Annotated in this window: 20 protein-coding genes and 1 tRNA gene; 9 read left to right on the top strand and 12 right to left on the bottom strand. The window is 67.2% G+C overall.

What is annotated here, in order from left to right:
- Positions 1–7 precede the first annotated feature (7 nt).
- From nuoL to AU193_RS06815, 4 genes are read left to right on the top strand one after another with little or no spacing between them, the layout of a single operon-like run.
- Entirely contained in the window at positions 8–1,888 is a 1,881-nt protein-coding gene (gene nuoL / locus AU193_RS06800) for an NADH-quinone oxidoreductase subunit L (protein WP_064421594.1), read from the top strand.
- Entirely contained in the window at positions 1,882–3,450 is a 1,569-nt protein-coding gene (locus tag AU193_RS06805; protein ID WP_064421595.1) for an NADH-quinone oxidoreductase subunit M, read from the top strand. The genes nuoL and AU193_RS06805 overlap by 7 nt, the downstream gene beginning before the upstream one ends.
- Positions 3,447–5,021: an NADH-quinone oxidoreductase subunit NuoN gene (gene nuoN, locus AU193_RS06810; RefSeq protein ID WP_064421596.1), complete on the top strand. Its 1,575-nt coding sequence runs from the start codon at positions 3,447–3,449 to the stop codon at positions 5,019–5,021. Before AU193_RS06805 ends, nuoN begins: the two co-directional genes overlap by 4 nt.
- A gap of 49 nt (positions 5,022–5,070) precedes the next feature.
- A complete protein-coding gene (locus AU193_RS06815; protein WP_064421597.1) occupies positions 5,071–5,844 on the top strand; it encodes an enoyl-CoA hydratase in 774 nt (257 codons plus the stop codon).
- 29 nt (positions 5,845–5,873) lie between these two features.
- Here the strand turns inward: AU193_RS06815 and AU193_RS06820 are convergent, their stop codons facing one another.
- Both AU193_RS06820 and AU193_RS06825 read right to left on the bottom strand, forming a co-directional pair.
- On the bottom strand, positions 5,874–6,551 hold the full coding sequence (locus tag AU193_RS06820; RefSeq protein ID WP_064421598.1) for a PIG-L deacetylase family protein: 678 nt from the start codon (positions 6,549–6,551) through the stop codon (positions 5,874–5,876).
- Positions 6,552–6,556: 5 nt separating this feature from the next.
- On the bottom strand, positions 6,557–7,159 hold the full coding sequence (locus AU193_RS06825; RefSeq protein WP_064421599.1) for a TetR/AcrR family transcriptional regulator: 603 nt from the start codon (positions 7,157–7,159) through the stop codon (positions 6,557–6,559).
- 43 nt (positions 7,160–7,202) lie between these two features.
- Here AU193_RS06825 and AU193_RS06830 point away from each other — a divergent pair, with 43 nt between their 5' ends.
- Positions 7,203–8,336: a phosphotransferase family protein gene (locus AU193_RS06830; protein WP_064421600.1), complete on the top strand. Its 1,134-nt coding sequence runs from the start codon at positions 7,203–7,205 to the stop codon at positions 8,334–8,336.
- Positions 8,336–9,448: a hypothetical protein gene (locus AU193_RS06835; RefSeq protein ID WP_064421601.1), complete on the top strand. Its 1,113-nt coding sequence runs from the start codon at positions 8,336–8,338 to the stop codon at positions 9,446–9,448. The genes AU193_RS06830 and AU193_RS06835 overlap by 1 nt, the downstream gene beginning before the upstream one ends.
- Before the next feature lie 4 nt (positions 9,449–9,452).
- Here the strand turns inward: AU193_RS06835 and AU193_RS06840 are convergent, their stop codons facing one another.
- Entirely contained in the window at positions 9,453–9,818 is a 366-nt protein-coding gene (locus tag AU193_RS06840; protein ID WP_082682861.1) for a DUF4345 family protein, read from the bottom strand.
- 33 nt (positions 9,819–9,851) lie between these two features.
- On the opposite strand from AU193_RS06840, the gene AU193_RS06845 reads away from it, so the two are divergent.
- On the top strand, positions 9,852–10,616 hold the full coding sequence (locus tag AU193_RS06845) for a helix-turn-helix transcriptional regulator (protein ID WP_064421602.1): 765 nt from the start codon (positions 9,852–9,854) through the stop codon (positions 10,614–10,616).
- Between the two features lie 9 nt (positions 10,617–10,625).
- Here the strand turns inward: AU193_RS06845 and AU193_RS06850 are convergent, their stop codons facing one another.
- Complete coding sequence (locus AU193_RS06850; RefSeq protein WP_371259152.1) at positions 10,626–12,092, bottom strand: flavin-containing monooxygenase; 1,467 nt, start codon at positions 12,090–12,092, stop codon at positions 10,626–10,628.
- Positions 12,093–12,135: 43 nt separating this feature from the next.
- A complete protein-coding gene (locus tag AU193_RS06855; RefSeq protein WP_064421604.1) occupies positions 12,136–13,122 on the bottom strand; it encodes a TIGR03617 family F420-dependent LLM class oxidoreductase in 987 nt (328 codons plus the stop codon).
- Positions 13,123–13,141: 19 nt separating this feature from the next.
- On the opposite strand from AU193_RS06855, the gene AU193_RS06860 reads away from it, so the two are divergent.
- A complete protein-coding gene (locus AU193_RS06860; protein WP_064421605.1) occupies positions 13,142–14,494 on the top strand; it encodes a flavin monoamine oxidase family protein in 1,353 nt (450 codons plus the stop codon).
- Here AU193_RS06860 and AU193_RS06865 read toward each other — a convergent pair.
- The gene (locus tag AU193_RS06865) at positions 14,491–15,459 is read right to left on the bottom strand and encodes an alpha/beta fold hydrolase (RefSeq protein ID WP_064421606.1); all 969 of its coding nucleotides are present in this window, start codon (positions 15,457–15,459) and stop codon (positions 14,491–14,493) included. The two genes, AU193_RS06860 and AU193_RS06865, sit on opposite strands and share 4 nt — an antisense overlap.
- Before the next feature lie 144 nt (positions 15,460–15,603).
- Here AU193_RS06865 and AU193_RS06870 point away from each other — a divergent pair, with 144 nt between their 5' ends.
- Positions 15,604–16,575, top strand: a complete 972-nt coding sequence (locus tag AU193_RS06870; protein ID WP_064421607.1) for an NADPH:quinone oxidoreductase family protein — start codon at positions 15,604–15,606, stop codon at positions 16,573–16,575.
- Between the two features lie 45 nt (positions 16,576–16,620).
- Here AU193_RS06870 and AU193_RS06875 read toward each other — a convergent pair whose 3' ends face one another.
- The 6 genes from AU193_RS06875 to AU193_RS06900 all read right to left on the bottom strand — a co-directional run bounded on the left by AU193_RS06875 (position 16,621) and on the right by AU193_RS06900 (position 23,788).
- Positions 16,621–17,373, bottom strand: coding sequence for a S9 family peptidase (locus AU193_RS06875; RefSeq protein WP_064421639.1), 753 nt, complete (start codon positions 17,371–17,373; stop codon positions 16,621–16,623).
- 150 nt (positions 17,374–17,523) lie between these two features.
- Positions 17,524–18,180 carry a class I SAM-dependent methyltransferase gene (locus AU193_RS06880; RefSeq protein ID WP_064421608.1) on the bottom strand — a complete coding sequence of 219 codons (657 nt, stop codon included), beginning with the start codon at positions 18,178–18,180 and terminating at the stop codon, positions 17,524–17,526.
- A gap of 77 nt (positions 18,181–18,257) precedes the next feature.
- A complete protein-coding gene (locus AU193_RS06885) occupies positions 18,258–19,301 on the bottom strand; it encodes an alpha/beta fold hydrolase (RefSeq protein ID WP_064421640.1) in 1,044 nt (347 codons plus the stop codon).
- Positions 19,302–19,410: 109 nt separating this feature from the next.
- Positions 19,411–19,484, bottom strand: a tRNA-Met gene (locus tag AU193_RS06890).
- 189 nt (positions 19,485–19,673) lie between these two features.
- Complete coding sequence (locus AU193_RS06895; RefSeq protein ID WP_064421609.1) at positions 19,674–22,688, bottom strand: UPF0182 family protein; 3,015 nt, start codon at positions 22,686–22,688, stop codon at positions 19,674–19,676.
- Between the two features lie 77 nt (positions 22,689–22,765).
- On the bottom strand, positions 22,766–23,788 hold the full coding sequence (locus tag AU193_RS06900; RefSeq protein ID WP_064421610.1) for a PDZ domain-containing protein: 1,023 nt from the start codon (positions 23,786–23,788) through the stop codon (positions 22,766–22,768).
- Positions 23,789–23,806: the final 18 nt, after the last annotated feature.

Consider the following 23,806-nt stretch of genomic DNA (forward strand, 5'->3'; position numbering starts at 1 on the left):
AGGCGCGATGACGATTCCTGTCTGGCTGACCATCGCGCTGCCGCTGGCCGGCGCTGCGATCCTGCTTCTCGGGGGGCGACAGACCGACGCATGGGGCCACCTGTTGGGCTGTGCCGCGGCCGTCGGGTCGTTCATCGTCGGCGCCGTGCTCTTCGTCGACATGTTGGGCCGCGATGCCGAACACCGCACGGTTCACGAGTCGCTGTTCTCCTGGGTGCCGGTCGGTGGGCTCCAGGTCGACTTCGGGATGCAACTCGACCAGCTGTCAATGTGTTTCGTGTTGCTGATCACCGGTGTCGGTTCGCTGATCCACATCTACTCCATCGGCTATATGGCCGAAGACCCCGGGCGGCGGCGGTTTTTCGCGTACCTGAACCTGTTCCTGTCGGCGATGCTGCTCCTCGTGCTCGCCGACAACTACCTCGGGCTCTACTTCGGCTGGGAGGGCGTCGGTCTGGCGTCCTATCTGCTGATCGGTTTCTGGGCGCACAAACCGTCGGCCGCGACGGCGGCCAAGAAGGCGTTCGTCGTCAACCGTGTCGGCGACATGGGCCTGGCCATCGCCCTGATGGTGATGTTCGCCTACATCGGGTCCATCTCGTACGCGGGCGTCTTCGCGGCCGCGCCGACCGCCGGCGAGGGTGTGCTGACCGCGATCGGACTGCTGCTCCTGCTCGCCGCGTGCGGTAAGTCGGCGCAGGTGCCGCTGCAGTCCTGGCTGGGCGACGCGATGGAGGGTCCGACACCGGTGTCGGCGTTGATCCACGCCGCCACCATGGTGACCGCGGGCGTGTACCTCATCGTGCGCTCCGGACCGGTTTTCGACCTCGCGCCCACCGCACAACTGGGTGTCGTCGTCGTCGGCGCCGTCACCCTGTTGTACGGCGCGATCATCGGCTGCGCCAAGGACGACATCAAGAAAGCCCTTGCGGCATCGACGATGTCGCAGATCGGTTACATGGTGCTGGCCGCCGGACTCGGTCCGGTCGGGTACGCGTTCGCGATCATGCACCTGCTCACCCACGGCTTCTTCAAGGCCGGGCTGTTCCTGGGCGCCGGGTCGGTGATGCACGCGATGGACGACGAGGTCAACATGCGCCGTTACGGCGGTCTGCGCAAGGCGCTGCCGATCACGTTCGCCACGTTCGGGCTCGGCTACCTGGCGATCATCGGGGTGCCGCCGCTGGCCGGGTTCTTCTCCAAGGACGGGATCATCGAAGCCGCGCTCGGCGCCGGCGGCGTCAAAGGCTTGATCCTGGGCGGCGTGACGATCCTGGGCGCCGGCATCACCGCGTTCTACATGACCAGGGTGATGTTGATGACGTTCTTCGGCGAGAAGCGTTGGGCCGAACACGTGCATCCGCATGAGGCGCCGAAAGTGATGACCTGGCCGATGATCCTGCTGGCCATCGGCTCCGTCGGGTCCGGCGCCGCGTTCGCGATCGGCGGCACCCTCGAACACTGGCTGGAACCGGTCGTCGGTGCCCATGAAGTGCACCATGTCGCACCCGTCTGGGTGGTGACGGCGGTCATCCTGGCCGTCGTCGCGGTGGGCATCGTCATCGCCTACCGCATGTACGCCACCAAGCCTGTGCCACAGGAGGTTCCGGCCGGCTCGGCACTCACCGTCGCGGCGCGCCGGGATCTGTACGGCGATGCGTTCAACGAAGCGGCGCTGATGCGGCCGGGCCAACGGCTGACCCGCGGGCTCGTCGAGATCGACGACGAGGCGGTCGACGGAGCGGCCAGCGGTCTCGCCAATCTGGTGGGGCGCCTGTCGACGGGCCTGCGGCGACTACAGACGGGTTACGCCCGCTCCTATGCCCTTTCGATGCTTTCAGGTGCGGTTCTGGTGGTCGCGGCGATCCTGGCGGTGCAACTCTGGTGAACAACTTCCCCTGGCTCACGGTGCTGTGGGCGACGCCGACCGTCGGCGCCGCGCTGACGATCCTGCTGCCTGCCGCCCAGCGGGTGCTGGCCAAGTGGTTCGCGTTGGCCGTCTCCATCGCGGTCCTGGCGATCACCGCCGTTGTGGCGGTCGGCTTCCAACCCGGTGGCGAGCAGTACCAGTTCGTCGAATCCCACGAATGGATACCGTCGTTCGGCACCGGCTACATCCTCGGTGTCGACGGCATCGCGCTGGCGATCGTCGTGCTCACCGCGGTTCTGGTGCCGCTGCTGATCATCGCGGGCTGGAACGACGCCGACGGCCAGACCGGCCTGCGCGGACGCTCGGTGCAGACTTACCTCGCGTTGACGTTGGCCGTCGAGGGCATGGTCCTCATCTCGCTGGTGTCGCTGGACATCCTGCTGTTCTACGTGTTCTTCGAGGCGATGCTGATCCCGATGTACTTTCTCATCGGCGGCTTCGGCGGCGAGAATCGCGGCAAGGCTGCGGTGAAGTTCCTGCTGTACAACCTGTTCGGCGGTTTGATCATGCTGGCCGCGGTGATCGGGCTGTATGTGGTGACCGCGTCCAGCGACGCGTTCGCCGCAGGCACGTTCGACTTCCGCGAAATCGTCGCCGCAGTGTCCAGCGGCGAGTTCGCCGTCAACCCCGCCGTGATGAACCTGCTGTTCCTCGGCTTCATGTTCGCGTTCGCGGTCAAGGCGCCGCTGTGGCCGTTTCACCGGTGGTTGCCGGATGCGGCCGTCGAGGCCACCCCCGCCAGCGCGGTGCTGATGATGGCGGTGATGGACAAGGTCGGGACCTTCGGGATGCTGAGGTACTGCCTGCAGTTGTTCCCCGACGCGTCGACGTATTTCCAGCCGCTGGTGGTCACGCTGGCGGTGATCGGCATCGTCTACGGCGCGATCCTGGCGATCGGCCAGACCGACGTGATGCGGTTGATCGCCTATACGTCGATCTCCCACTTCGGGTTCATCATCCTGGGCATCTTCGTGATGACCAGCCAGGGCCAGGCCGGCTCGACGCTCTACATGATCAACCACGGTCTGTCGACGGCCGCCCTGTTCCTGATCGCGGGGTTCCTGGTGTCGCGCAGGGGAACCCGACTGATCCGGGCGTTCGGCGGCGTGCAGAAGGTGGCGCCGGTGATGGCGGGCACGTTCCTCGTCGCCGGACTGGCGACGCTGTCGCTTCCGGGTCTGGCGCCGTTCATCAGCGAATTCCTGGTCCTCATCGGCACATTCACGCGTTACCCGGTGCTTGCGGTGTTCGCGTCCACTGCGCTGGTGCTGTCGGCGATCTACATCCTGTGGATGTATCAGCGCATGATGACCGGAGCGGTCACCGAAGGCAACGAGCGGGTCCGCGACCTGGTGCCGCGCGAACTCGTCGTCGTCGCACCGTTGATCGCCCTGCTGCTCGTGCTGGGGGTGTACCCGAAACCCGCACTCGACGTCATCAATCCCGCGGTCGACCACACCCTGACCACCATCGACCAACCTGATCCCGCACCCAGACTCGCCGAAGGGCCGAGACCATGACCCTCACCCCGCCGACCGTCGAATACGGCCTGGTCTCCCCGATGCTGATCGTCTTCGGGATCGCCATCGCGGGGCTCCTCGTCGAGGCATTCCTGCCGCGGCAGCACCGGTACACAAGCCAACTCGTGCTCTGCTTCGGTGGTTTGGCGGCTGCCCTGGTCGCCGTGGTGGTGCTCGCGCGTGACCTGCACGGCACGGTCGGCCGGTCGGCAGTGATGGGATCGGTCGTCATCGACACCCCGGCGCTGTTCGTGCAGGGCACCATCCTGCTCGTCGGTGTGCTCGGTGTGCTGCTGATCGCCGAACGGCAGGTCGGCGCGGAGGTCGAAACCGGTGTTCGCCGAGGCCTGGACGGATTCACCCCGCAGGCGTCCGCCGTACCCGGCAGCGTGGCCGAACAACTGGCCACCAAGTCCGGGGTGATCCAGACCGAGGTCTTCCCGCTGACGATGTTCGCTGTGGGCGGCATGCTGCTGTTTCCCGCATCCGACGACCTGCTGACCATGTTCATCGCGCTGGAAGTTCTGTCGCTGCCGCTGTATCTGTTGTGCGGTCTTGCGCGCAGGCGTCGCCTGCTGTCCCAAGAGGCCGCGCTGAAATACTTTCTGCTGGGCGCTTTTTCGTCGGCGTTCTTCCTCTACGGCGTGGCCATGCTGTACGGGTACGCGGGCACGCTGGATCTGGTCGGTATCGCCGAGGCGATCGGCGCCGGGTCGGGTAAGACCTCGCTGGCTCTGATCGGTACGGGGCTGCTGTTGGTCGGTGTGCTGTTCAAGATCGGCGCGGTGCCGTTCCAGAGCTGGGTCCCCGACGTGTATCAAGGTGCGCCGACTCCGATCACGGCGTTCATGGCGGCGGCGACGAAGATCGCCGCCTTCGGCGCGCTGCTGCGCGTGTTCTACGTGGCCCTGCCCGAACTGCGCGACGACTGGCGGCCGGTGCTCTGGGCGATCGCGATCCTGACGATGGTCGTCGGCACCGTGGCGGCGGTGACCCAGGCCGACGTCAAGCGGATGCTGGCGTATTCGGCGGTTTCGCACACCGGTTTCATCCTCACCGGTGTGATCGCCGCCAACGAAGCGGGAGTGTCGTCGACGCTGTTCTATCTGTTCGCGTACGGGTTCAGCACCGTGGGGGCGTTCGCCGTGGTCGGCCTGGTGCGCGACGGGGCCGGCGAGGAGGACACCGCGATGGCCCGGTGGGCCGGGCTCGGGCGGCGCTACCCCATTGTGGGCGTGGTGTTTTCGCTGTTCCTCCTGGCGTTAGCCGGCATCCCGCTGACCAGTGGCTTCGTGGCGAAGTTCGCGGTCTTCAAGGCCGCTGGCGAAGGCGGCGCAATCCCGTTGGTGGTTGTCGGCGTCCTGACGAGCGCGATCGCCGCGTATTTCTATGTGCGCGTCATCGTGTTGATGTTCTTCACCGATCCGCCCGAGAACGCGCCGACAGTGGTGGTGCCCAGTGTTCGCAGCACAACGGTCGTGACGGTCACCGCCGCGGTCACATTCGCTTTGGGCGCGCTGCCTCAACCGGTGCTCGATCTGGCGAACAACGCCGACCAGTTCCTGCGCTAGGTTTCTGGGCCGCCTTTCCTGCCCGGCGGCGCCGGGTTACCGTCATCGCATGACCGAAGCGCTGGTGCTCGTCGACGACCGTGGTCCCGTGCGGGTGCTGACACTCAACCGGCCGGAGGCTCGAAATGCCCTGAGTCGCGGCCTGATCAAGGCCACCTACAGCGCGCTCACCGAGGCCGACGCCGACGAGTCCGTCAACGCCGTCGTCCTCACCGGCACGGACCCCGCGTTCTGTGCGGGAGTCGATCTCAAGGAGGCGCAACGCGACGGCCTGGGCTATTTCGAGGAGTTCCGGTCGCAGAGTTGCATCACCGCGACGGGCAACATGCGCACACCGATCGTCGGCGCCATCAACGGCGCGACCTTCACCGGTGGACTGGAGATGGCGCTCGGCTGCGATTTCCTCATCGCCTCCGAGCGCGCCGTGTTCGCCGACACGCACGCCCGGGTCGGCATCCTGCCGGGAGGCGGCATGACCGCCCGGCTCCCCCAGGTGGTGGGGCTGGCCATGGCACGCCGGTTGTCGATGACCGGCGAGGTGGTCAACGCGGCCCGCGCCGAGCGCATCGGTCTGGTCACCGAGGTCGTCGCCCACGACCGGCTGGTCGACCGAGCCGTCGAACTGGCCGCGCAGATCGCCGAGGTCCCGGCGTCAGTCATGCTCGGGCTGAAGGAGATCTACACGACCGGTGCCGCCGCGGTGATCGATCCCGCGCTGGCCGCCGAGGAGAAGATCGCGTTCGCCCAACACCGCGATTTCGCCGGCCTCGGCGACCGGTTCCAAGCGATCTCGGAGCGCAACAAGCGCCAGATCGACGGCTGACCAACGCGCGCTCGCGAAAAAAAGGGGGGCTAGCGGTGGCGCACCAGGATGAATTCGACTGTGCGGCGGCCGTCGAACTCGGGGCGCGGAGTCGTCGTCATCTCCACCTGCCGGCGCGCCTGCACTGCGACCGGAGTGTGCGGATCGAGCACCGACAGATAGACCTTGTGCTCGGCCAACGACGCGACCGCGCGCTCAAAGCAGCCGTCGTCGATCACCTCGACGTGCGTCGGCTCCGGCCCGTTCTGGAACAGCCAGCGCGGCGGATCGGGCATGCTGTCGTAGGCGTCGACGACGGCCGCGGCGAACTCCATGTGGTCGCGCTGGTTGGGCGTGCCGGATGCCCACTGCGGACCGCCGTAGATGCTGATCACCACATCCGGCTCGAGTTCACTGATCGTCTCGACGATTCTCACCCGCAGTTCCGGGCAATTGCGGATCTCGCCGTCGGGAAACTCCCAGAACCGGACGTCGGCCACACCGACGACCGCGGCCGACCGCAGCTGCTCCTGCTCTCGCAGCGGTCCGGCCTGTTCGAGTGGCATACCCGCGATGCCGGCTTCGCCGCGACTCGCCAGCGCGTAATGGACCGTCCTGCCCTGGGACGTCCATTTCGCCACCGCCGCGGCGCAACCGTACTCGGGGTCGTCGGGGTGCGGGACCAACACCAGCGCGGAATGCCAGTCGGAGGGGAATGCGTCAGCCACGCCTTCTATGCCACCACACCGTGCACCACGATTGCGGTGGTCTGCTCAACCCAGTCGTCTCCGAGCGGCTCGCCCGGCCGCAGCAGCATTCGCAGCAGCGTCGCCCCGCCGATCACCTCGACCAACCGGTCCGGGTCGACATCGGGATGGACCTCGCCCCGCCGAACCGCGTCGGCCACCCGGGTGCGAACGGCCGCGAACACACCGGTGAACCTATCCATCACGCGCACGTTGAGCTCGTCGTCGGCGACCATGTCGGCGATCAGACCCGGCAGCGCCGCCCGCACCACCGGAGAGGCGAACACGTCGCGGGTGGCGGCGAGCATGGCGCGGATGTCGGCGGTGATGTCCCCCGGCGGGGTGGCGATCGCTGTCGGCGCGGCGGGAAACGCCGCTTCGTGCACGAGTTCGGCCTTGCTCGACCACCGCCGATACAGCGCGGTCTTGGTGGTGCCCGCGCGCTCGGCCACCGCTGCGATCGTCAGATTCGAATATCCGATCTCCACAAGGAGATCCGCCGTCGCGCGCAATATGGCAGCGTCGATGCGTGGATCCCGGGGCCGCCCGGCGCCCGGGGTCTTGTCAACCGATGACGCGTCTGGTTTCATAACGCTACCCACCGTATCGTAATTGTCGGCGAAAGAAGAGACTGTGGCCAACGAACCGGCTGTCGAAGACGTCAGCCGCCTCGAACATTCAAGTCGCGATCTGTCCACCCTGCCCGCGGTGATGTCCCGATGGTTGTCGACCGTCCTGCCGGGCGGGGCGGCACCGGAGATCACCGTGGAAAGCGGCGTCGACGCCAACGGGATGTCCTCGGAGACGATCATCCTGACGGGACGATGGTCCGCCGACGGCCAACCGCAGGAACAGAAATGGGTGGCCCGGGTCGCTCCCACCACCGAGGACGTGCCCGTGTTCTCGTCGTACCGGATGGATCACCAGTTCGACGTGATCCGGTTGGTGCAGGAGAAGACGGGTGTTCCGGTGCCGCAGGTGCGGTGGCTCGAGAACACCGGAGACGTGCTCGGTACGCCGTTCTTCCTGATGGACTACGTCGACGGCCGGGTGCCGCCCGATGTCATGCCGTACACGTTCGGCGGCAACTGGTTCGCCGACTCCCCCGCCGAACAGCGGCGCGAATTGCAGGACGCCACCGTCAGCGTGATCGCCGAACTGCACTCGATCTCGGAACCCGAGAAGGTGTTCGGCTTCCTCGACAACGGGTCCGATCGCAATGCGTTGCGACGCAACCTCAATTGGCTTCAGGACTGGTATCAATTCGCCGTCCCGGACATCGGGCGCTCGGCGCTGGTCGAACGTGCCCTCGACTGGCTCGAGGCCAACTGGCCCGTCGACGCCGCGGCCAACGACCCCGTCCTGGTCTGGGGCGACTCCCGCGTCGGCAACGTGCTGTACTCCGGCTACCAGCCGGTGGCCGTCCTCGACTGGGAGATGGCCACCCTGGGACCGCGCGAGATGGATGCGGCCTGGATGATCTTCGCGCACAACGTCTTCCAAGAGCTGGCCGGCCTTGCCGGACTGCCGGGACTGCCCGACTTCATGCGCGAGGAGGACGTCAAGACCACCTATACGGCGCTGACCGGGGTCGAACTGGGCGACCTGCACTGGTTCTACGTCTACTCCGGCGTGATCTGGGCGTGTGTGTTCATGCGCACCGGCGCGCGCAGAGTGCGATTCGGCGAGATCGAACAGCCAGACGACGTCGAATCGCTGTTCTATCACAGTGCACTGCTGAAACGACTCATTGGAGATGACTCCTGATGCTCGGTCCCACCGACGAATTCCCGATTCACCAGATCCCCCAACCGATCGCGTGGCCGGGATCGTCCGACCGCAACTTCTACGACCGGTCCTACTTCAACGCCCACGACCGCACCGGCGACATCTTCGTGATCACCGGGATCGGCTACTACCCGAACCTGGGCGTGAAGGACGCGTTCGTGTTGGTCAGAAGGGGCGACACCCAGACCGCGGTGCATCTGTCGGACGGCATCGACTCCGACCGGCTCAACCAGCACGTGCTCGGTTACCGCGTCGAGGTCACCGAACCGCTTCACAAGCTGCGCATCGTTCTCGAGGAGACCGAAGGCATCGCCGTCGACCTGACCTGGAACGGCCTGTTCGACGCCGTGCAGGAACAGCGCCACGTGCTGCGCACCGGTACCCGAATCACGTTGGACGCCCAGCGATTCGCGCAGGTCGGGTCGTGGAGCGGCGTCATCGCGATCGACGGCGAGGAGATCACCGTCGACCCGTCGGTGTGGATCGGCAGCCGCGACCGGTCATGGGGCATCCGCCCCATCGGCGAACCCGAACCCGCGGGCAGGCCGGCCCATCCGCCGTTCGAGGGCATGTGGTGGCTCTACGTGCCGATGGCGTTCGACGACTTCGGGATCGTGCTGATCATCCAGGAGGACCCCACCGGATTCCGCAGCCTCAACGACTGCACGAGAATCTGGCGCGACGGCCGAGTGGAGCAACTCGGCTGGCCGCGGGTCAAGATCCACTACACCTCGGGGACCCGAATCCCCTACGGCGCCACCATCGAAGCGACCACCCCGGACGGCTCACCGGTGGTGTTCGAGGTCGAATCGAAGCTGCCGGTGCCGATCCACATCGGCGGCGGATACGGCGGTGACTCCGACTGGCTGCACGGCGTCTGGAAGGGCGACAAGTTCACCGAACGGCTCACCTACGACATGACCGATCCCGCGGTCAACGGGCGCGCCATGTTCGGCGTCATCGATCACGTCGGCCGGGCCGAGTGCAAGGAAGGCGGCACGACCAGCGAGGGGTGGGGCCTCTTCGAACACGGTGCGCTCGGCAGGCACGACCCGTCGGGGTTCAAGGACTGGTTCACCGTCGCCGACTGAGCGGTTAGACAACCGTGAACAGCGCCGCCGCGCCCACCGCCTCCACCATGAGGTAGAACCAGTTCGGATAGAACGCTGTTCGCTGGTCGACGAGCGCCGAAACCACACGACCCAGCGCCATCCCGGCCAGCGCGGCGCCGACCGTGAACAGCGCACCCGTCCGCAGCGTTCCGTCGTCAACCACCGCGTACGCCAGGACACCGGCGATCGCCAATCCGAATCCGCCGTAGACCGCGCGCACCTCCGCCCGCCCCGCGGCGCCACCGAGGTTGGTGCCGAACGGCCGGACAAGCGCGTCCGGTGCGGCCAGCGCATAGACCCCCATCCCGGCGAAGAACACGGCGATCACCGCAACGACCGCGTCTGCCACGGTAGCCTCCCGTCAATCGATTAGGAGGCCAGCATGACCGCACACGCGGCTGACGCGCTTCCACAAACCTGCTGTCCGACGGTGTGGTTGTGGCCCGGTCAAGCCCTGTACGCCGGGCCGAGCCTCAAACTCGCACCACACTCCGGATCGGTGTGGTGTCTGGCGGTCGGAATCGGCGGACCGCTCACCGTCGAGACCCGACACAGCGAGCGCCTCGATGCGCGCAGTGTCCTCATCCCGCCGCGGCTGACGCACCGGCTGATCTGCCACGGCGCCGGCCTGGTCTCGTGCTACCTCGAGCCGACGTCGGACCGCGCCGAGAGCTGCCGCGCGAAGGTCGGCGAGTGGCGCGGCGGTGTGGGCGCCGGTCACGTCGACGAGGAACGCCTGCGGTTCATCCCGCTCGACGACGACGGTGCGTCGCACTGGCTCTCCTTGGCGGCACCCGCAGCGGATCGGCGCACCGATCCCCGAATTGCGCGTGCTGCCAGCAGGATTCGCGATAACCCCGCAGGATCGGTGTCGTCGCGCGAACTGGCCGCCGAGGCAGGCCTGTCGGAGTCGCGGTTCCTTCACCTGTTCCGCGACGAGCTGGGCACCACCGTCCGTCGTTACCGGCTGTGGGTGCGGCTGCTCGACGCCGGCCGAGCCATCGCGGACGGCAGAAACCTCACCGACGCCGCGATGCAGACCGGTTTCGCCAGCCCGTCGCATCTGTCCGACCGCTTCAAGTCGACGTTCGGGCTGTCGGCCTCGAAGCTCCTCGCCGCCGGGGTGGCGGTCCGGGTGCCGGATTAGTCCACGCGTTCAGGCGACCGGCGTCACTCGGACCGGCGCACGACCGAACACCATCGACTCCTCGATCCGGTCGAGCCGGTGGTCGATCGCGTCGAGCACGTAGTTGTGCCGGACGTTCCACGGCCGGTGGGTGCCGGACTTCGGCAGCACGTGCGCCGAGCGTTGGACATAGCCGGCGTTGATGTTCCACGCCGGCTTCTCCGGCATCGGTTTGTCCCCCAGATGCGGGTAGGCGTGCGTGTATCCGTGAGAATCCATGTAGGAGACCAACTTTGCGAAGGCGCGGGCGGTCAGATCGGCGCGCAACGTCCATGAGGCGTTGATGTAGCCGACACACCACGCAAGGTTGGGCACGTCCTCGAGCATGTGCTCCTTGTAGACGAAGCGGTCCTGCGGTTTGACCTCCTCGCCGTCGATGCTGATCAAAACGCCGCCGAGCGCCTGTAATTGGATGCCGGTCGCGGTGATGATCACGTCGGCGTCGACCCGCCGTCCGGTCCGCAGCACGACGCCGGTCGAATCGATGTGGTCGATCTGGTCGGTCACCACATCGAGGCGACCAGTGCTGATCGCCCCGTAGAGATCGTTGTCGAGCATCAGGCACAACCGTTGATCCCACGGGTCATAACGCGGCTTGAAGTGCACGTCGACGGGATAACCCTTGGGGAGATTGCGGATGGCGTGGCCGCGGATGAAGCGCCTGCTGAGCTTGGGGGCCGCCTTGGCGAACGCGTAGATGAACACCGTGAAGATGGTGTTGTAGATGCGCGCGCCCCAGTAACCGGCCCGCCCCGGCAGCAGCTTGCGCAGCGCCTGCACGATGGGATTGATCCGCTGCCCCGACAGCATGTAGGTCGGCGAGCGCTGGAGCATCGTCACGTGGCCGGCCTTCTCGGTCAGTGACGGGATCATGCTCACCGCCGTCGCACCGCTGCCGATCACCAGGAGTCGTTTGCCGGTGTAGTCCAGCGATTCCGGCCAGTGCTGCGGGTGTACCACCTCGCCGCCGAACTGGTCGAGGCCGGGGAAGTCTGGGCGGTAGGGCTCGTCGTAGTTGTAGTAACCGGTGCCGAAGAACAGGAAGCGACTCTGGTACGTCGCCGGCGTCCCGTCCTGTTCGACGCGCACCGTCCACGTGTCGGTGGACGAGTCCCAGTCCGCCGACAACACGTGGGTGTCGAACCGGATGTGTTCGTCGATGCCGTGCTTGCGGGCGGTCTGAACCAGATAGTCGCGGATGTCGGGGCCGTCGGCCACGTTCTCCGGCCGCGTCCAGGGCTCGAAGGGATAGCTCAGCGTGAAGATGTCGCTGTCGGACCGGATGCCCGGATAGCGGTGCAGGTCCCAGGTGCCGCCGATGCGCGCCCGCCGCTCGAGCACCAGGTATGACGTGTTCGGGTTCTTCTCCTGCAGACGGTAGGCGGCTCCGATCCCGGATATGCCCGCTCCGATGATCAATACGTCGGCGTACTCCACTGCTCGCAACCTCCCTTGGTCCTGCTGAGTACCACCATAGGAGTCAAGCCGCGAGCGCGTCGACGATCTCGGCCAACGCGTCGACGGCGATCGGTCCGGGCTGGTAGAGGCACACGCGGTCGGACAACCCGTCGACGCGGTCGCGGATGGAGGCGGCGATCTCGGCCGGGGTGCCGCACGCGGCGATGGTGTGCAGCACCTCGTCGTCGATCAGGGTGCCCATCTCCTGCCACCGGCCCTGTTTGGACAGCGCGTTGAGCTCGGGTTGCAGCTTGCCCCAGCCGTGTACGTCGAGCACCGGGCGGTAGGCCGGGGTGGAGCCGTAGAACGCCAACAGCCGGCGCGTGGCGTCATGAGCGGCGTCATCGCCGACCGAAACGATGATCTCGGGCACCAACGCGAAGTCGTCGAGGGACCGCCCCGATTCCGACAGGCCCGCGCGCACCTCGGGCATCGTCGCCTCGTGCAGGAACCGCTTCGAGCCGAACGGCATGACGAGCAGGCCGTCGGCGACGACGGCGGCGGCGCGGGTCAACTTCGGGCCGAGCGCGCCGAGGTAGATGGGCGGAGGGCCGTACGGGTTCGGGCCGGGATTGAACGTCGGGGTCATCAGCGTGTGCCGGAAGTAATCGCCACGGAAGTCGAGACGATCGCCGGTCTCCCATGCGGCGAACACCGCTCGCAGCGCGGCGACCATCTCCTTCATGCGGGCGACCGGATGGTCGAACGCCGCACCGTATCGCTTTTCGACCTGCGCGCGCACCTGCGTTCCGAGGCCCAGCGTGAAGCGGCCCTCAGCGAGCACCTGGTGGTCGTAAGCCTGGTGGGCGAGCTGAATGGGGTTGCGCGGAAACGCAATGGCGACGTTGGTCATCAAGTCCAGGCCGCCCACCGTCGATGCCAGTGTCAGCGGCGCGAACACGTCGTGCGGTCCTTCGAAGGTGAACACACCGCTGGCGCCGGCCTCGCGCAGTTCCTGCGCCCGCTCGATGGCACCGGTTGGCCCGAACAACGCTGTCATGACCTTCACGGCGTGAGAGCCTAATCGCGTGACCATCCAAGCCAGTGCCGACGCGGTCGTGGTGGGTGCCGGGTTCGCCGGATTGACGGCGGCGCGCGAGCTGGTTCGGCTCGGCTACGACGTCGTGGTGCTCGAGGGTCGCGACCGGGTCGGCGGCCGGTCGGCGACGGCGACCATCGCCGGCGTGCCCGTCGACCTCGGTGCGACGTTCATCGGACCGACACAGGACGCCGTCGGCGAACTCGCCGCCGAACTGGGCTGCGAGACCGTGCCCACCTTCAGCGATGGCAAGAACCTGATCCGGTGGCGCGGCCGGCTCCGGTCGTACCGCAGCACGATTCCGCGGCTGTCGATCATCGAACTGCTCGATGTGTCGCGCATCCAGTGGCGCTTCGAGCGCGCCTGCCGGCGGGTGGCCGTCGAAGCGCCGTGGACCGCCCCGCACGCCGACGCGCTGGACTCTCTTTCTCTCGACGGCTGGCTGAAATCGGTGCACGCGAGCGCCGGAACGCGGGACCTGATGGCGATCATGTCGCGGGTCACCTGGGGTTGTGAGCCCGACGCGGTGTCGATGCTGCACGCCGTGCGCTACGTCAGAGCCGCGGGAGGGCTGGACCGCATGCTCGACGTCGAGGGCGGGGCGCAGCAGATCCGCTTCCCGGGCGGCACCCAGCAGATCGCGATCCGGATGGCCGAGGAGTTGGGATCACGCGTCGTGCTCAACGCCGCGGTGCGCAGCATCGAACGCCACGGCGACGGCACGCTCACCGTGGCATCGGATCACGGCGCAGTGCAGACCAAGGCCGTCGTCGTCGCCATCCCACCCGAACACCGCAAAGCGATCGAGTTCCTGCCCGAGCTGCCCGCCGAGTACGGCAAGCTCGCACAGCACTGGCCCCAAGGCAGTCTGACCAAGGCGTACGCCGCATACCAGACGCCGTTCTGGCGGGCGAAAGGGCTTTCGGGAGAAGCGCTTTCCGACGAAGGCCCGGTGTTCATCACCTTCGACGTCAGCCCCTCGGATGAGGGCCCCGGCATCCTGCTGGGCTTCGTCGACGCCCGTTCGTTCGACTCGCTGCCGGCCGCGCATCGCCGGGAACGGGCGCTTTCGGGTTTCGCGGCGCTGTTCGGCGACGATGCGTTCGACCCGCTCGACTACCTCGACCATTGCTGGGGCGCAGAGCAATTCGCGCCGGGGGGACCGACGGCGGCCGTGCCGCCCGGCTCGTGGACGACGTACGGTCCGTGGTTGCGCAGGCCGATCGACGGGATCTTCTGGGCGGGAACAGAAACCGCTGACACCTGGTCGGGTTTCCTCGACGGCGCCGTCCGGTCCGGCAGGCGCGCCGCTGACGAGGTGCATAGCGCGCTGACGAACTAGGAACTGATGCGGCGCTCGGCGGTCACCGAGTCGATCAGCCCCCGCAGGTGCTTGTTGACCTCGTCGGGGCGTTCCAGTATCGCGCAGTGGCCGCCGGCCAACTCGACGAACTCGGTGAGGTTGGGCACCTCGTCGGCGATGCGGCGTGACGACGTCACGGGCAACAGCCGATCCTTGGCGCTGCCGATCACCAACGTGGGGACGACGAGGTTGTTGAGCCCGATGTGCTGGGGGCCGAGGTGGTCGACGAGCGTGCGGGCCCAGCCTCCGCGACCGGCCGGTGAGGTCGAGGCGAACAGTTCGTGAACGAACGCGGCGATCGCGGGGTCGGCGTCGCGGCCCACCGCCAGCATCGACAAGAAGCGCTGGTTCGGGCCGTAGATGGCGCGCGGCACAGGGAACGCGCCGAACGTCTTCAACAAGGTCCCGGCGGTGCGGACGCGGACGTTGGCCAGCGGCGAGGGCACGGGAAGCAACTTGACGTTGCGCAACAGGTCGCCGGTGGTGGTGTTGATGAGCGCGACGCCGTCGGCGCGTTGGGTCACCCGCTCGGCGTAGCGCTCGGCCCAGGAGGTGATCGCGATGCCACCCATCGAATGGCCGGCGATGACCGCGCGTTCACCGGGTGCCAGCGTCGCCTCCAGTACGGAGTCGAGGTCGGCGGCCAGATGATCGAGGCTGTAGGCGCCCCGGCGGACCGGGACCGCGCTGCGACCGTGGCCGCGGTGATCGAACGCGATCACGCGGTAGTCGTGTGACAGGTCGGCGATCTGATGGGCCCACACCCGCAGCGCACAGGTGATGCCGTGCGCGAGCACGATCGGATAGCCGTCTTCGCGGCCGAAGACCTCGGCGTGCAGGCGAATGCCGTCGCGAGAGCGTACCGCGATGGCGCGACCGGTCGGTAGGGACTGCGCGGGGGCGAAGGCCGAAACCTTCGATCGACTGCGAGGACCACTGGTCATGGGCACTCCGTTCGACTTCGGCAACGTCGCCCGACAAGTGAGCTTATCTAACACTGTGCGCTTCAGGTGGCACGCCCCGCCGGGTTTTGGCGACTATCGGTGCCGCGGCGCGGCTCCGCCGTTCGCGTCGAGTTAAATGGCGGCATGCGTGCGATTCAGGTTGCCAGCCTCGACGGACCCCAAGCCGCCAAGCTCGTCGAGGTCGACGAACCGGACGGCGACGGCGCAGTGGTCATCGAGGTGTACGCGGCAGGGGTGGCGTTTCCCGACGTGCTGCAGTCGCGCGGGCTCTATCAGTACAAGCCGGAGATGCCCTATACGCCCGGCGGCGAGGTCGCCGGCGTGGTGCGCAGTGCACCGGACGGCGCGCACGTGCAGGCGGGCGATCGCGTCGCGGCGCTGACGATGCTGTGCGGCGCGATGGCCGAGGTCGTCGCGCTGCCCGCCGAACGCGTCTTCAAGCTGCCCGACAACGTCTCGTTCGAGGCCGGCGCCGGCCTGCTCTTCAACGACCTCACCATGCACCACGCGCTGCGGACCCGCGGGCGGCTGGCCGAGGGCGAGACCGTCCTGGTGCACGGCGCGGCCGGCGGCATCGGCACGTCGACGCTGCGGTTGGCTCCCGCCTGGGGCGCCTCCCGGGTGATCGCGGTGGTGAGCACCGAGGAGAAGGCCGAGGTGGCCAGGGCGGCCGGCGCGACCGACGTCGTGCCGGTCGACGGTTTCAAGGACAAGGTCAAGGAGCTGACCGAGGGCCGCGGCGTCGACATCGTCGTCGACCCGGTCGGCGGGGATCGGTTCACCGATTCCTTGCGCTCGCTGGCGCCGGGCGGGCGGCTGCTCGTGGTCGGTTTCACCGGCGGCGAGATTCCGACCGTCAAGGTGAACCGGTTGCTGCTCAACAATGTCGATGCGGTCGGAGTCGGTTGGGGCGCTTGGACTTTCACCCACCCCAACTACCTGGCCGAGCAGTGGGCCGAGCTCGAACCGCTGCTGGCGTCGGGCAAGGTGTCGGCGCCGCAACCGCAAGTGTTTCCGTTCGAGCGGGCCGCCGACGCGATCGCCGCGCTGGAAGACCGCACGGCGAAGGGCAAGGTCGTCGTCGCCGTCCGGTGAAGTGTGTGCGTTGTGTTGCGCTCAGCGCGCGCGTTCGCACACAAATCACAGATACGGGTCGGCCCAGGCGCTGACGATGCGCGCCGCCCGCGCCGCCTGATCCTTCTCCGTCAGCAGATGGTCGGCGCCCTCGAGTGAGACGAAGCTGCGCGGATGCCGTGCCGCCTGGAAGATCTCGCTGGCGTTGGCGATGCCGACGGTGTTGTCGGTCGGCGAGTGCATCACCAGCAGCGCGCGGCGCAGGGTGTGGATGCGCTCGCGCAGATCGGCGTCGCGGACGTCCTCGAGGAAGTGTCGCTTCAACGTCAACGCCTTGCCGCCGATGTGGAACTGCGCCTCGCCCTCTTCCTCGATGCGCTCGACGAGCGCGTCGTAGATCCGCTCGACATGTGCGGGCTCGTAGGGTGCGGCGATGGTGGCAACCGCCTTCACCGTCGGGCACTCGTGGGCGGCGGCGATGACGGCCGAACCGCCGAATGAATGCCCGACGAGCAGGCGCACCTCGCGGTTTTCGGAGTTCATGAACTCGACGGCGCGCACGGTGTCGGCGACCTTGTGCGAGAACGATCCGTCGCTCCAGTCGCCTTCCGAGCCACCCAGACCGAGGTTGTCGAACCGCAGCATGCCGATGCCCTCGCCGGCGAGTTGCTTGCAGATCCGGCTGGCGGCGGGCGAATCCTTGCCGAGCGTGAACCCGTGCGCGAACACACCCCAGCCGCGGACCTCACCGTCGGGGACGTCGATGACGCCCGCGAGCGCGGGGCCACTGGTGCTAGGAAAGCTGACGCGTTCACCCACGCGTGTCATCCTGTCACGCGGCCGGCTCGTCGACGGCACGGAAGACCGCCGCGATGAGGTCGACGGTGTGCTCGTTAGCCGGGCCGGGTGCGGCGAGGTCCTTGTTGGGCAGCCAGTCGGCGACGTTCGGCCGGGGCTGGGGGGCCGGGCTCAGCGCCCTGCGCGGCCTATCGAGAGCGGATGGACCACCGACGGCATGCCACGCCATACGGCGTCGTGGGCAGCGACCGTGAAACCGCAGGCGCGCATGATCTCGACGGTTGGCCGGTTGCAGATGCAGCCGCCTGCGAAGTGGCGCCAGGGTTCTCGCAAGAGATCCTGACATCTGGCGAGGAACCGCGAGCGCGCCCGGACATGCTCGATGAAGAGCAGTTGCCCATCGGGGCGCAGCACGCGCGCAATCTCCCGCAGCACGCCGTGCGGGTCGTCGACGGTGCAGAGCACCAGTGTCGAGACGACGGTGTCGACCGATGCATCGGCCAGCGGCAGGCGCTGCGCCGGCGCGGCGATGATCCGCGCGACACGGCCGTGCCGCTTCAGGCGACGCGCGAGTTTGCGGCGCATCCCGGGCTCGGGCTCGGTGAGGATCAGTTCCGCGATGTCGTCGGGGTAATGGGCGACGTTGAGCCCACTGCCCGCACCGATCTCGACCACCAGGCCGTAGGCGTCGGCCAGGAGATCGCGGCGTCGGCGTCGCATGCCGGCTGCCTCACCGAACCACAGGAACGGGTCGTACAGCCGGGCGAGGATCTGAAGCCACACCGCAGACGGGGGGCTGGTCGACGGTGCGGTGGCGGTGTCGCTCATGGCGCGACCATACGAAGGGCCCAGCGGTGCACGCATCGCTCGAAGGGGCCATCGTGCTCAGATGGCCGATTTCGGCCTCAGAGGATTCCGAGGCGCGCAGCCTCGGCCACGGCGGCCGTCCTCGACGAGCTGCCGAGCTTGCGGCGGATGTTCGCAACGTGGCGGTGGACCGTATGAGGACTCAGGACAAGGTGTTCGGCGATCTCCCGGTCGCCGAGACCGCGTGCGATGCAACCGAGAATTTCGCGCTCCCGGTCCGACAGCACGGTGGATTCCGGCGTGCTCGCGTCATCGGTCGTCGCTTCAGTCGGTACCAAACCCTGCCGACAGGCGCGCACGACGGAGCCCGCGTCGCCGTGCCAGGGAAAGTGCGCAGTCCCCTGCAGCGGAACGAAGTTCGCACCCGATATCGCGGCCGCGACGTCGCGCCCGCAGCGGTACGGCACGGCCCGGTCGTCGCGGCGGTGGACAACGTGTACCGGACAGCGGATCAGGGGCAGCTGATCGCGCACGTTCACGCGGTAGACGAATTCCAATAGCGCTGCGGCGGTTTCAGCTGTCGCTGCTTCACGTTGCAACCGTCCGAAGCGCTCGTGTTCTGCGGGATCGGCGCCGCCGAGGAAGATGTCGCCGAGCATGCGCGAACCCAGGCCCCAGTGTGCGCGCACCGCCGCGAGAATCGCGTTGGTGACATCGGGCGCCGTGAGAGTTGAGCCGTCACAATATGATCCGTACAACACCAGGCGATCGACGCGCTCGGGAAACGCGGCGGCAAAGGCGATGGCGGTGCAGCTGCCCGACGAGCCGCCGAGCAGCGAAACCCGTTCCAGCTCGAGTTCGTCGAGGAGCGTGCGCAGTGTGGCGACCTCGCGGTCGATGGTCAGATCGGAATCGTGCAGCGTGCGGTCCGACATGCCGACGCCGAGGCGGTCGTAGCGGACGAGTGTGTACCCGTTGGCGAGGTCGTCCCAGAAGCGCCGGAAACTCGGGCTCTGCGCGTCGAGTTCGAGGTGGCTGACCCACCAGGCCGGGGCCACCAGCGGTGGACCGTCGCCGCATACCTCGTACGCCACGCGGCGGGCGCCGAGGGGAAGGAATCTGATCGCCGACTTCGCCAGCATCGCCGTGAGCATACGGCGCTCGGGGCGGCTTGCGGCCTGATTCGCTTCTGGCCCGACGCCCGACTCGAAGACGGCCCCCGGAGTTCCCTCCGAGGGCCGTCTCACCTAGTAGCGGGGACAGGATTCGAACCTGCGACCTCTGGGTTATGAGCCCAGCGAGCTACCGAGCTGCTCCACCCCGCGTCGGGTGAACGCCACGTTACCGAAGGCGCTCGCGCAGTTCCAAATCGCGCGGTCACCGACGGTGGTGAGTCTCGTCACGGCCGGTCAAACCGCGCGAGCGACCGCGAATGTACGCATCACGGCGGCGTGTCGCGGTGCAGACGCGGTCGCTCGCGGCATTGGCGCCTTGGCACTCGCGGCATTGGCGGCTCAGCCCGCGGACTGGTATCGCTCCATCGCGTCGTCGAGGCGTTGCAGCGCCTCGCCGAACTGGGCGAAGTCACCGCCCTGCTGGGCCTGTCGCAGCGCGTCGAGTGCCGAGTTGACCTCTTGCAGCGCAGCCGCTTTCGGCCCCGACAGCTGCACCGGACCGCTCGGCGGCACCGCCGCCGGTGTCGGGACCTGCGGCGCCCGCCCCTCCTGGTTGGCCGGCGGGCGAGCCATCGGAGCCTGGCCGTCGGCCGGGGGCTGCGCGGCGGGCTGCTGTCCGCCCGGTCCCGCGATCGGAGCGGGCCCGGTGGCCGTGGCGTCCGCGCCGGGCCCGAACAACTCGATGAGCGCGTCGCGGACCGTCGGGCCGTAACCGACCTTGTCGTTGTACATCATCGCCACACGGATCAAGCGCGGGTAGGACGACGCGGCGTCGCTGGCGCCGGGTGAGGCGTACACCGGTGCGACATAGAGCAATCCGCCCTCGGCGACCGGCAGCGTCAGCAGGTTGCCCCACCGGATGCGGTTCTGGTTGTCACGGCCGATGACACCCAGGTCCTGGCTGACCGCGGTGTCGGTGCTGATCGCGTTGAACGCCAGCTTGGGACCGTTGACCTGACCGGGAATGGTCAGCACCGTGATCTTGCCGTAGGTCTCGGGGTCAGAACTGGCGCTCATGAACGCGGCCAGGAAGTCGCGTCGGAACCGGTTCATCGCACTGGTCAACTGGAACGATGCCGTACGGTCGTTCTCCGCAAGGTCTTTGGCCACGATGTAGTACGGCGGCTGATAGCTGCTCGCCGTCGGGTTCGGATCCAGCGGGACGTCCCAGAAGTCCGACGTCGAGAAGAACGTCACCGGATCGTCGACGTGGTACTTGGCCAGCAGCGCGCGCTGCACCTTGAACAGATCTTCCGGATAGCGCAGATGATGCTGCAGTTCCTCGGAGATCTCGCTCTTGGGCTTGACCGTGCCGGGGAACACCTTCATCCACGCCTGCAGCACCGGATCCTGCTCGTCCTGGGCGTACAGGGACACCGTGCCGTCGTAGGCGTCGACGGTGGCCTTGACCGAGTTGCGGATGTATGACACCTGCTTGTCGGGCTGCAACCGGTTCAGCGCCACTTCGTTGGAGTCAACGGTGGCCGAGGACAGTGTGGTCAACTCCGAGTACGGATAGTTGTCCAGCGTGGTGTACCCGTCGACGATCCAGACGATCCGCTCGTTGACGATCGCCGGGTAGACGGTGGTGTCGGTGGTCAGCCACGGCGCTACCGCCTCGACCCGCTTGGCCGGATCCCGGTTGAACAGCAGCTTGCTGTTCTCGCCGATCACATTGGAGAACAAGAAGTTTCGCTCGGCAAACTTCGCGGCGAAGACGCTGCGCGTCAGCCAGCTGCCGATGGGAACGCCGCCCTCGCCGGTGTAGGTGTAGTTGCGGGTCTCGACGTTGTTCTCGTAGTCGTATTCACGCGGCGGACCGTTCTCGCCGACGATGGCGTAGTCGGCCGGGGTGTTGGCGATCACGGGGCCGTAGTAGATGCGGGGTTGGGCCAGTGGGGCGGGTCCGGGTGAGATCACCTCACCGTTAGCACCGACCACGCTGGCCAAGAACTCCGGGTACCCGCCGTTCTGGTTGGGATCGTTGGCCACCCCGCGCACGGTGTTCGCCGGTGAGGCGATGAATCCGTTGCCGTGGGTGTAGACCGAGTGGCGGTTGATCCAGTCGCGCTGGTTGTCGATCAGCCGGTCGGGGTTCAGTTCGCGCGCGGCGACCACGTAGTCGCGCAAGTTGCCGTTGCGATCCCGGTACCGATCCATGTTCAGCTGGTCGGGGAAGTAGTAGAAGTTCTTGCCCTGCTGGAACTGGGTGAACGCCGGACTGACGATGTTGGGGTCGAGCACGCGGATGTTCGACGTCGTGGCGCGGTCGGCGGCCACCTGGGCTGCCGTCGCGGCGGCGTTACCCGGGTAGTCGCGATAGCTCACCACGTCGTCGGTCAGTCCGTATGCGTGTCGGGTGGCCGCGATACTACGGCTGATGTATTCGCTTTCCTTTTGCGCCGCATTGGGTTTGACGCTGAACTGCTCCACGACCAGCGGCCAGCCCGCGCCGACCACCAGCGACGACAGCAGCAACAGCACCACGCCGATCGCGGGGATGCGCAGGTCGCGCAGCACGATCGCCGAGAACACCGCGGCCGCGCAGATCACGGCGATTGCCATCAGGATCAGCTTGGCGGGCAGCACCGCGTTGATGTCGGTGTAGCCCGCACCGGTGAACGGCTTGCCACCGCGGGTGTGGCTCAGCAGCTCGTAACGGTCCAGCCAGTACGCGAACGCCTTGAGCAGCATCAAGATGCCGACCAAGGTGATCAACTGGATGCGTGCCGCACGACTCAACGCACCGGCGCGCCCGGAGAGCCGAATCCCGCCGAACAGGTAGTGGCCCAACAGGTTCCCGATGAAGGCCAGGAAGGTCGCGACGAACAGGTAGTTAAGGACGAGCCGGTAGAACGGCAGGTCGAAGGCGTAGAAGCCCAGATCCTTGCCGAACTGCGGGTCGGTGATCCCGAAGCTGTTGCCGTGCAGGAACAACTGGACGGTCTCCCACTGCCCCAGCGCGAACAACCCGACGAACACGCCGATGAGCGCGGGGATCCCGAAGCCGACGAGGCGCAACCGCGCCATCACCGCGGTGCGGTAGCTGGCGACGGGGTCGTTGGGGCCGTTGGTCGGCACGAACACCGGCCGGGTCCGGTAAGCCAGCGCCAGCCCCGCGAACAGGATCGAACCGATCAGCAGCGACACGACCAAGAACAGCAGGATCTGGGTGAACAGCACGGTGGTGAAGACCGAGCGGTAGCCGAGCTCGCCGAACCACAGCCAATCGACGTACGTGTCGATCAGTCGCGGCCCGATCAACAACAGGAGCACGATCACGGCTCCCAGCGCGATGAGAATTCGGCTGCGTCGTGTCAGCTTCGGCATTCGTGCCGCCGGCCGCATACCCACTCGTTGACTCCAGTCTCATTCGGCAACGTCGTGCTCGACGTGGCCCCAACTCTACGCAACTGCTTTTGGCCGGCGACCTAGCAATGCGGGCGTTCGCCACCGGCGGACAAGGTCTTCAAGGCGTCGACGGCTTGGGAGAGGGTGCCGACCTTGACCAGTTCCAGACCGTCCTGCGGCGCGGTCTTGGCTTCCCCACAGTTGTCGGCAGGAACCAGGAAGATCGTCGCGCCCGCCTCGCGCGCGCTCAGCATCTTGTGCGTGATGCCACCGATCGAGCCGACCTCGCCGTCGCCGCTGATGGTGCCGCTACCCGCGACGAACTGCCCGTCGTTGAGGTCGCCGGCGGTCAGCTTGTCGACCACCGCCAGCGAGAACATCAAACCCGCCGACGGGCCACCGATCTTTTCGAGGTTGAAGTCGATCGAGAAGGGAGCCCACGGCGCGTCGAGCACGCCGATGCCGAGGAACCCCTGGTCGCGATCGGGGTGCTCACCCAGTGTGATGGTCGCGACGCCGGATGGCGCGTCCTTGCGACGGAAGTCCAGCGTCACGGTGTCGCCCGGTTTGGTGTCCTTCAAGAGGGCCTGAAACTCCTCGAGTTTCGTCACCGGCCTGCCGTTGACCGCGTCGATCGCGTCACCGTCGCGCAGCTTGCCCGCCGACGGGCCCGGGTCGTTGACGTTTTCCACCGTTACCGCCATCGGGAATTCCAGATAGTGCAGTGCGGCGTACTCGGCGCTGCGTTCGGAGTTGCGGAAATCGGTGGTGTTGGCCTCGTCGACCTCTTCGCGGGTCTTGTCCGGCGGGTAGACCAGATCGCGGGGCACCAGTTGCTGGCGACCCGACAGCCACAGCGCCATCGCCTCACCCAGCTTGAGCTGATCGCGCTGCGAGACCGTCGTCATGTTCAGGTGTCCCGACGTCGGATAGACATCGGTCCCCTCGATCTGGACGACCGGCTTACCATCGAACTCGCCGAGCGTGTTGAACGTCGGCCCCGGACCCAGCGAGACGTACGGCACCGTCACCATCGACACCAGCACGCCGAACACCAGAATCGGCACGAGCGCGACGAGCAACGTCAAAGTCCGCCTGTTCACGCCGCCCAATCTAAAGGT

The sequence above is a fragment of the Mycobacterium sp. GA-1285 genome, assembly GCF_001499905.1.
Classification (GTDB): Bacteria; Actinomycetota; Actinomycetes; order Mycobacteriales; family Mycobacteriaceae; genus Mycobacterium.

Excerpts from the sequence above, each read along its gene's own strand:
- nuoL (WP_064421594.1), top strand. The coding sequence starts at position 8 with ATGACGATTCCTGTCTGGCTGACCATCGCGCTGCCGCTGGCCGGCGCT.
- nuoN (WP_064421596.1), top strand. The coding sequence starts at position 3,447 with ATGACCCTCACCCCGCCGACCGTCGAATACGGCCTGGTCTCCCCGATG.
- AU193_RS06815 (WP_064421597.1), top strand. The coding sequence starts at position 5,071 with ATGACCGAAGCGCTGGTGCTCGTCGACGACCGTGGTCCCGTGCGGGTG.
- AU193_RS06825 (WP_064421599.1), bottom strand. The coding sequence starts at position 7,159 with ATGAAACCAGACGCGTCATCGGTTGACAAGACCCCGGGCGCCGGGCGG.
- AU193_RS06835 (WP_064421601.1), top strand. The coding sequence starts at position 8,336 with ATGCTCGGTCCCACCGACGAATTCCCGATTCACCAGATCCCCCAACCG.
- AU193_RS06845 (WP_064421602.1), top strand. The coding sequence starts at position 9,852 with ATGACCGCACACGCGGCTGACGCGCTTCCACAAACCTGCTGTCCGACG.
- AU193_RS06865 (WP_064421606.1), bottom strand. The coding sequence starts at position 15,459 with ATGACCAGTGGTCCTCGCAGTCGATCGAAGGTTTCGGCCTTCGCCCCC.
- AU193_RS06870 (WP_064421607.1), top strand. The coding sequence starts at position 15,604 with ATGCGTGCGATTCAGGTTGCCAGCCTCGACGGACCCCAAGCCGCCAAG.
- AU193_RS06880 (WP_064421608.1), bottom strand. The coding sequence starts at position 18,180 with ATGAGCGACACCGCCACCGCACCGTCGACCAGCCCCCCGTCTGCGGTG.
- AU193_RS06885 (WP_064421640.1), bottom strand. The coding sequence starts at position 19,301 with ATGCTGGCGAAGTCGGCGATCAGATTCCTTCCCCTCGGCGCCCGCCGC.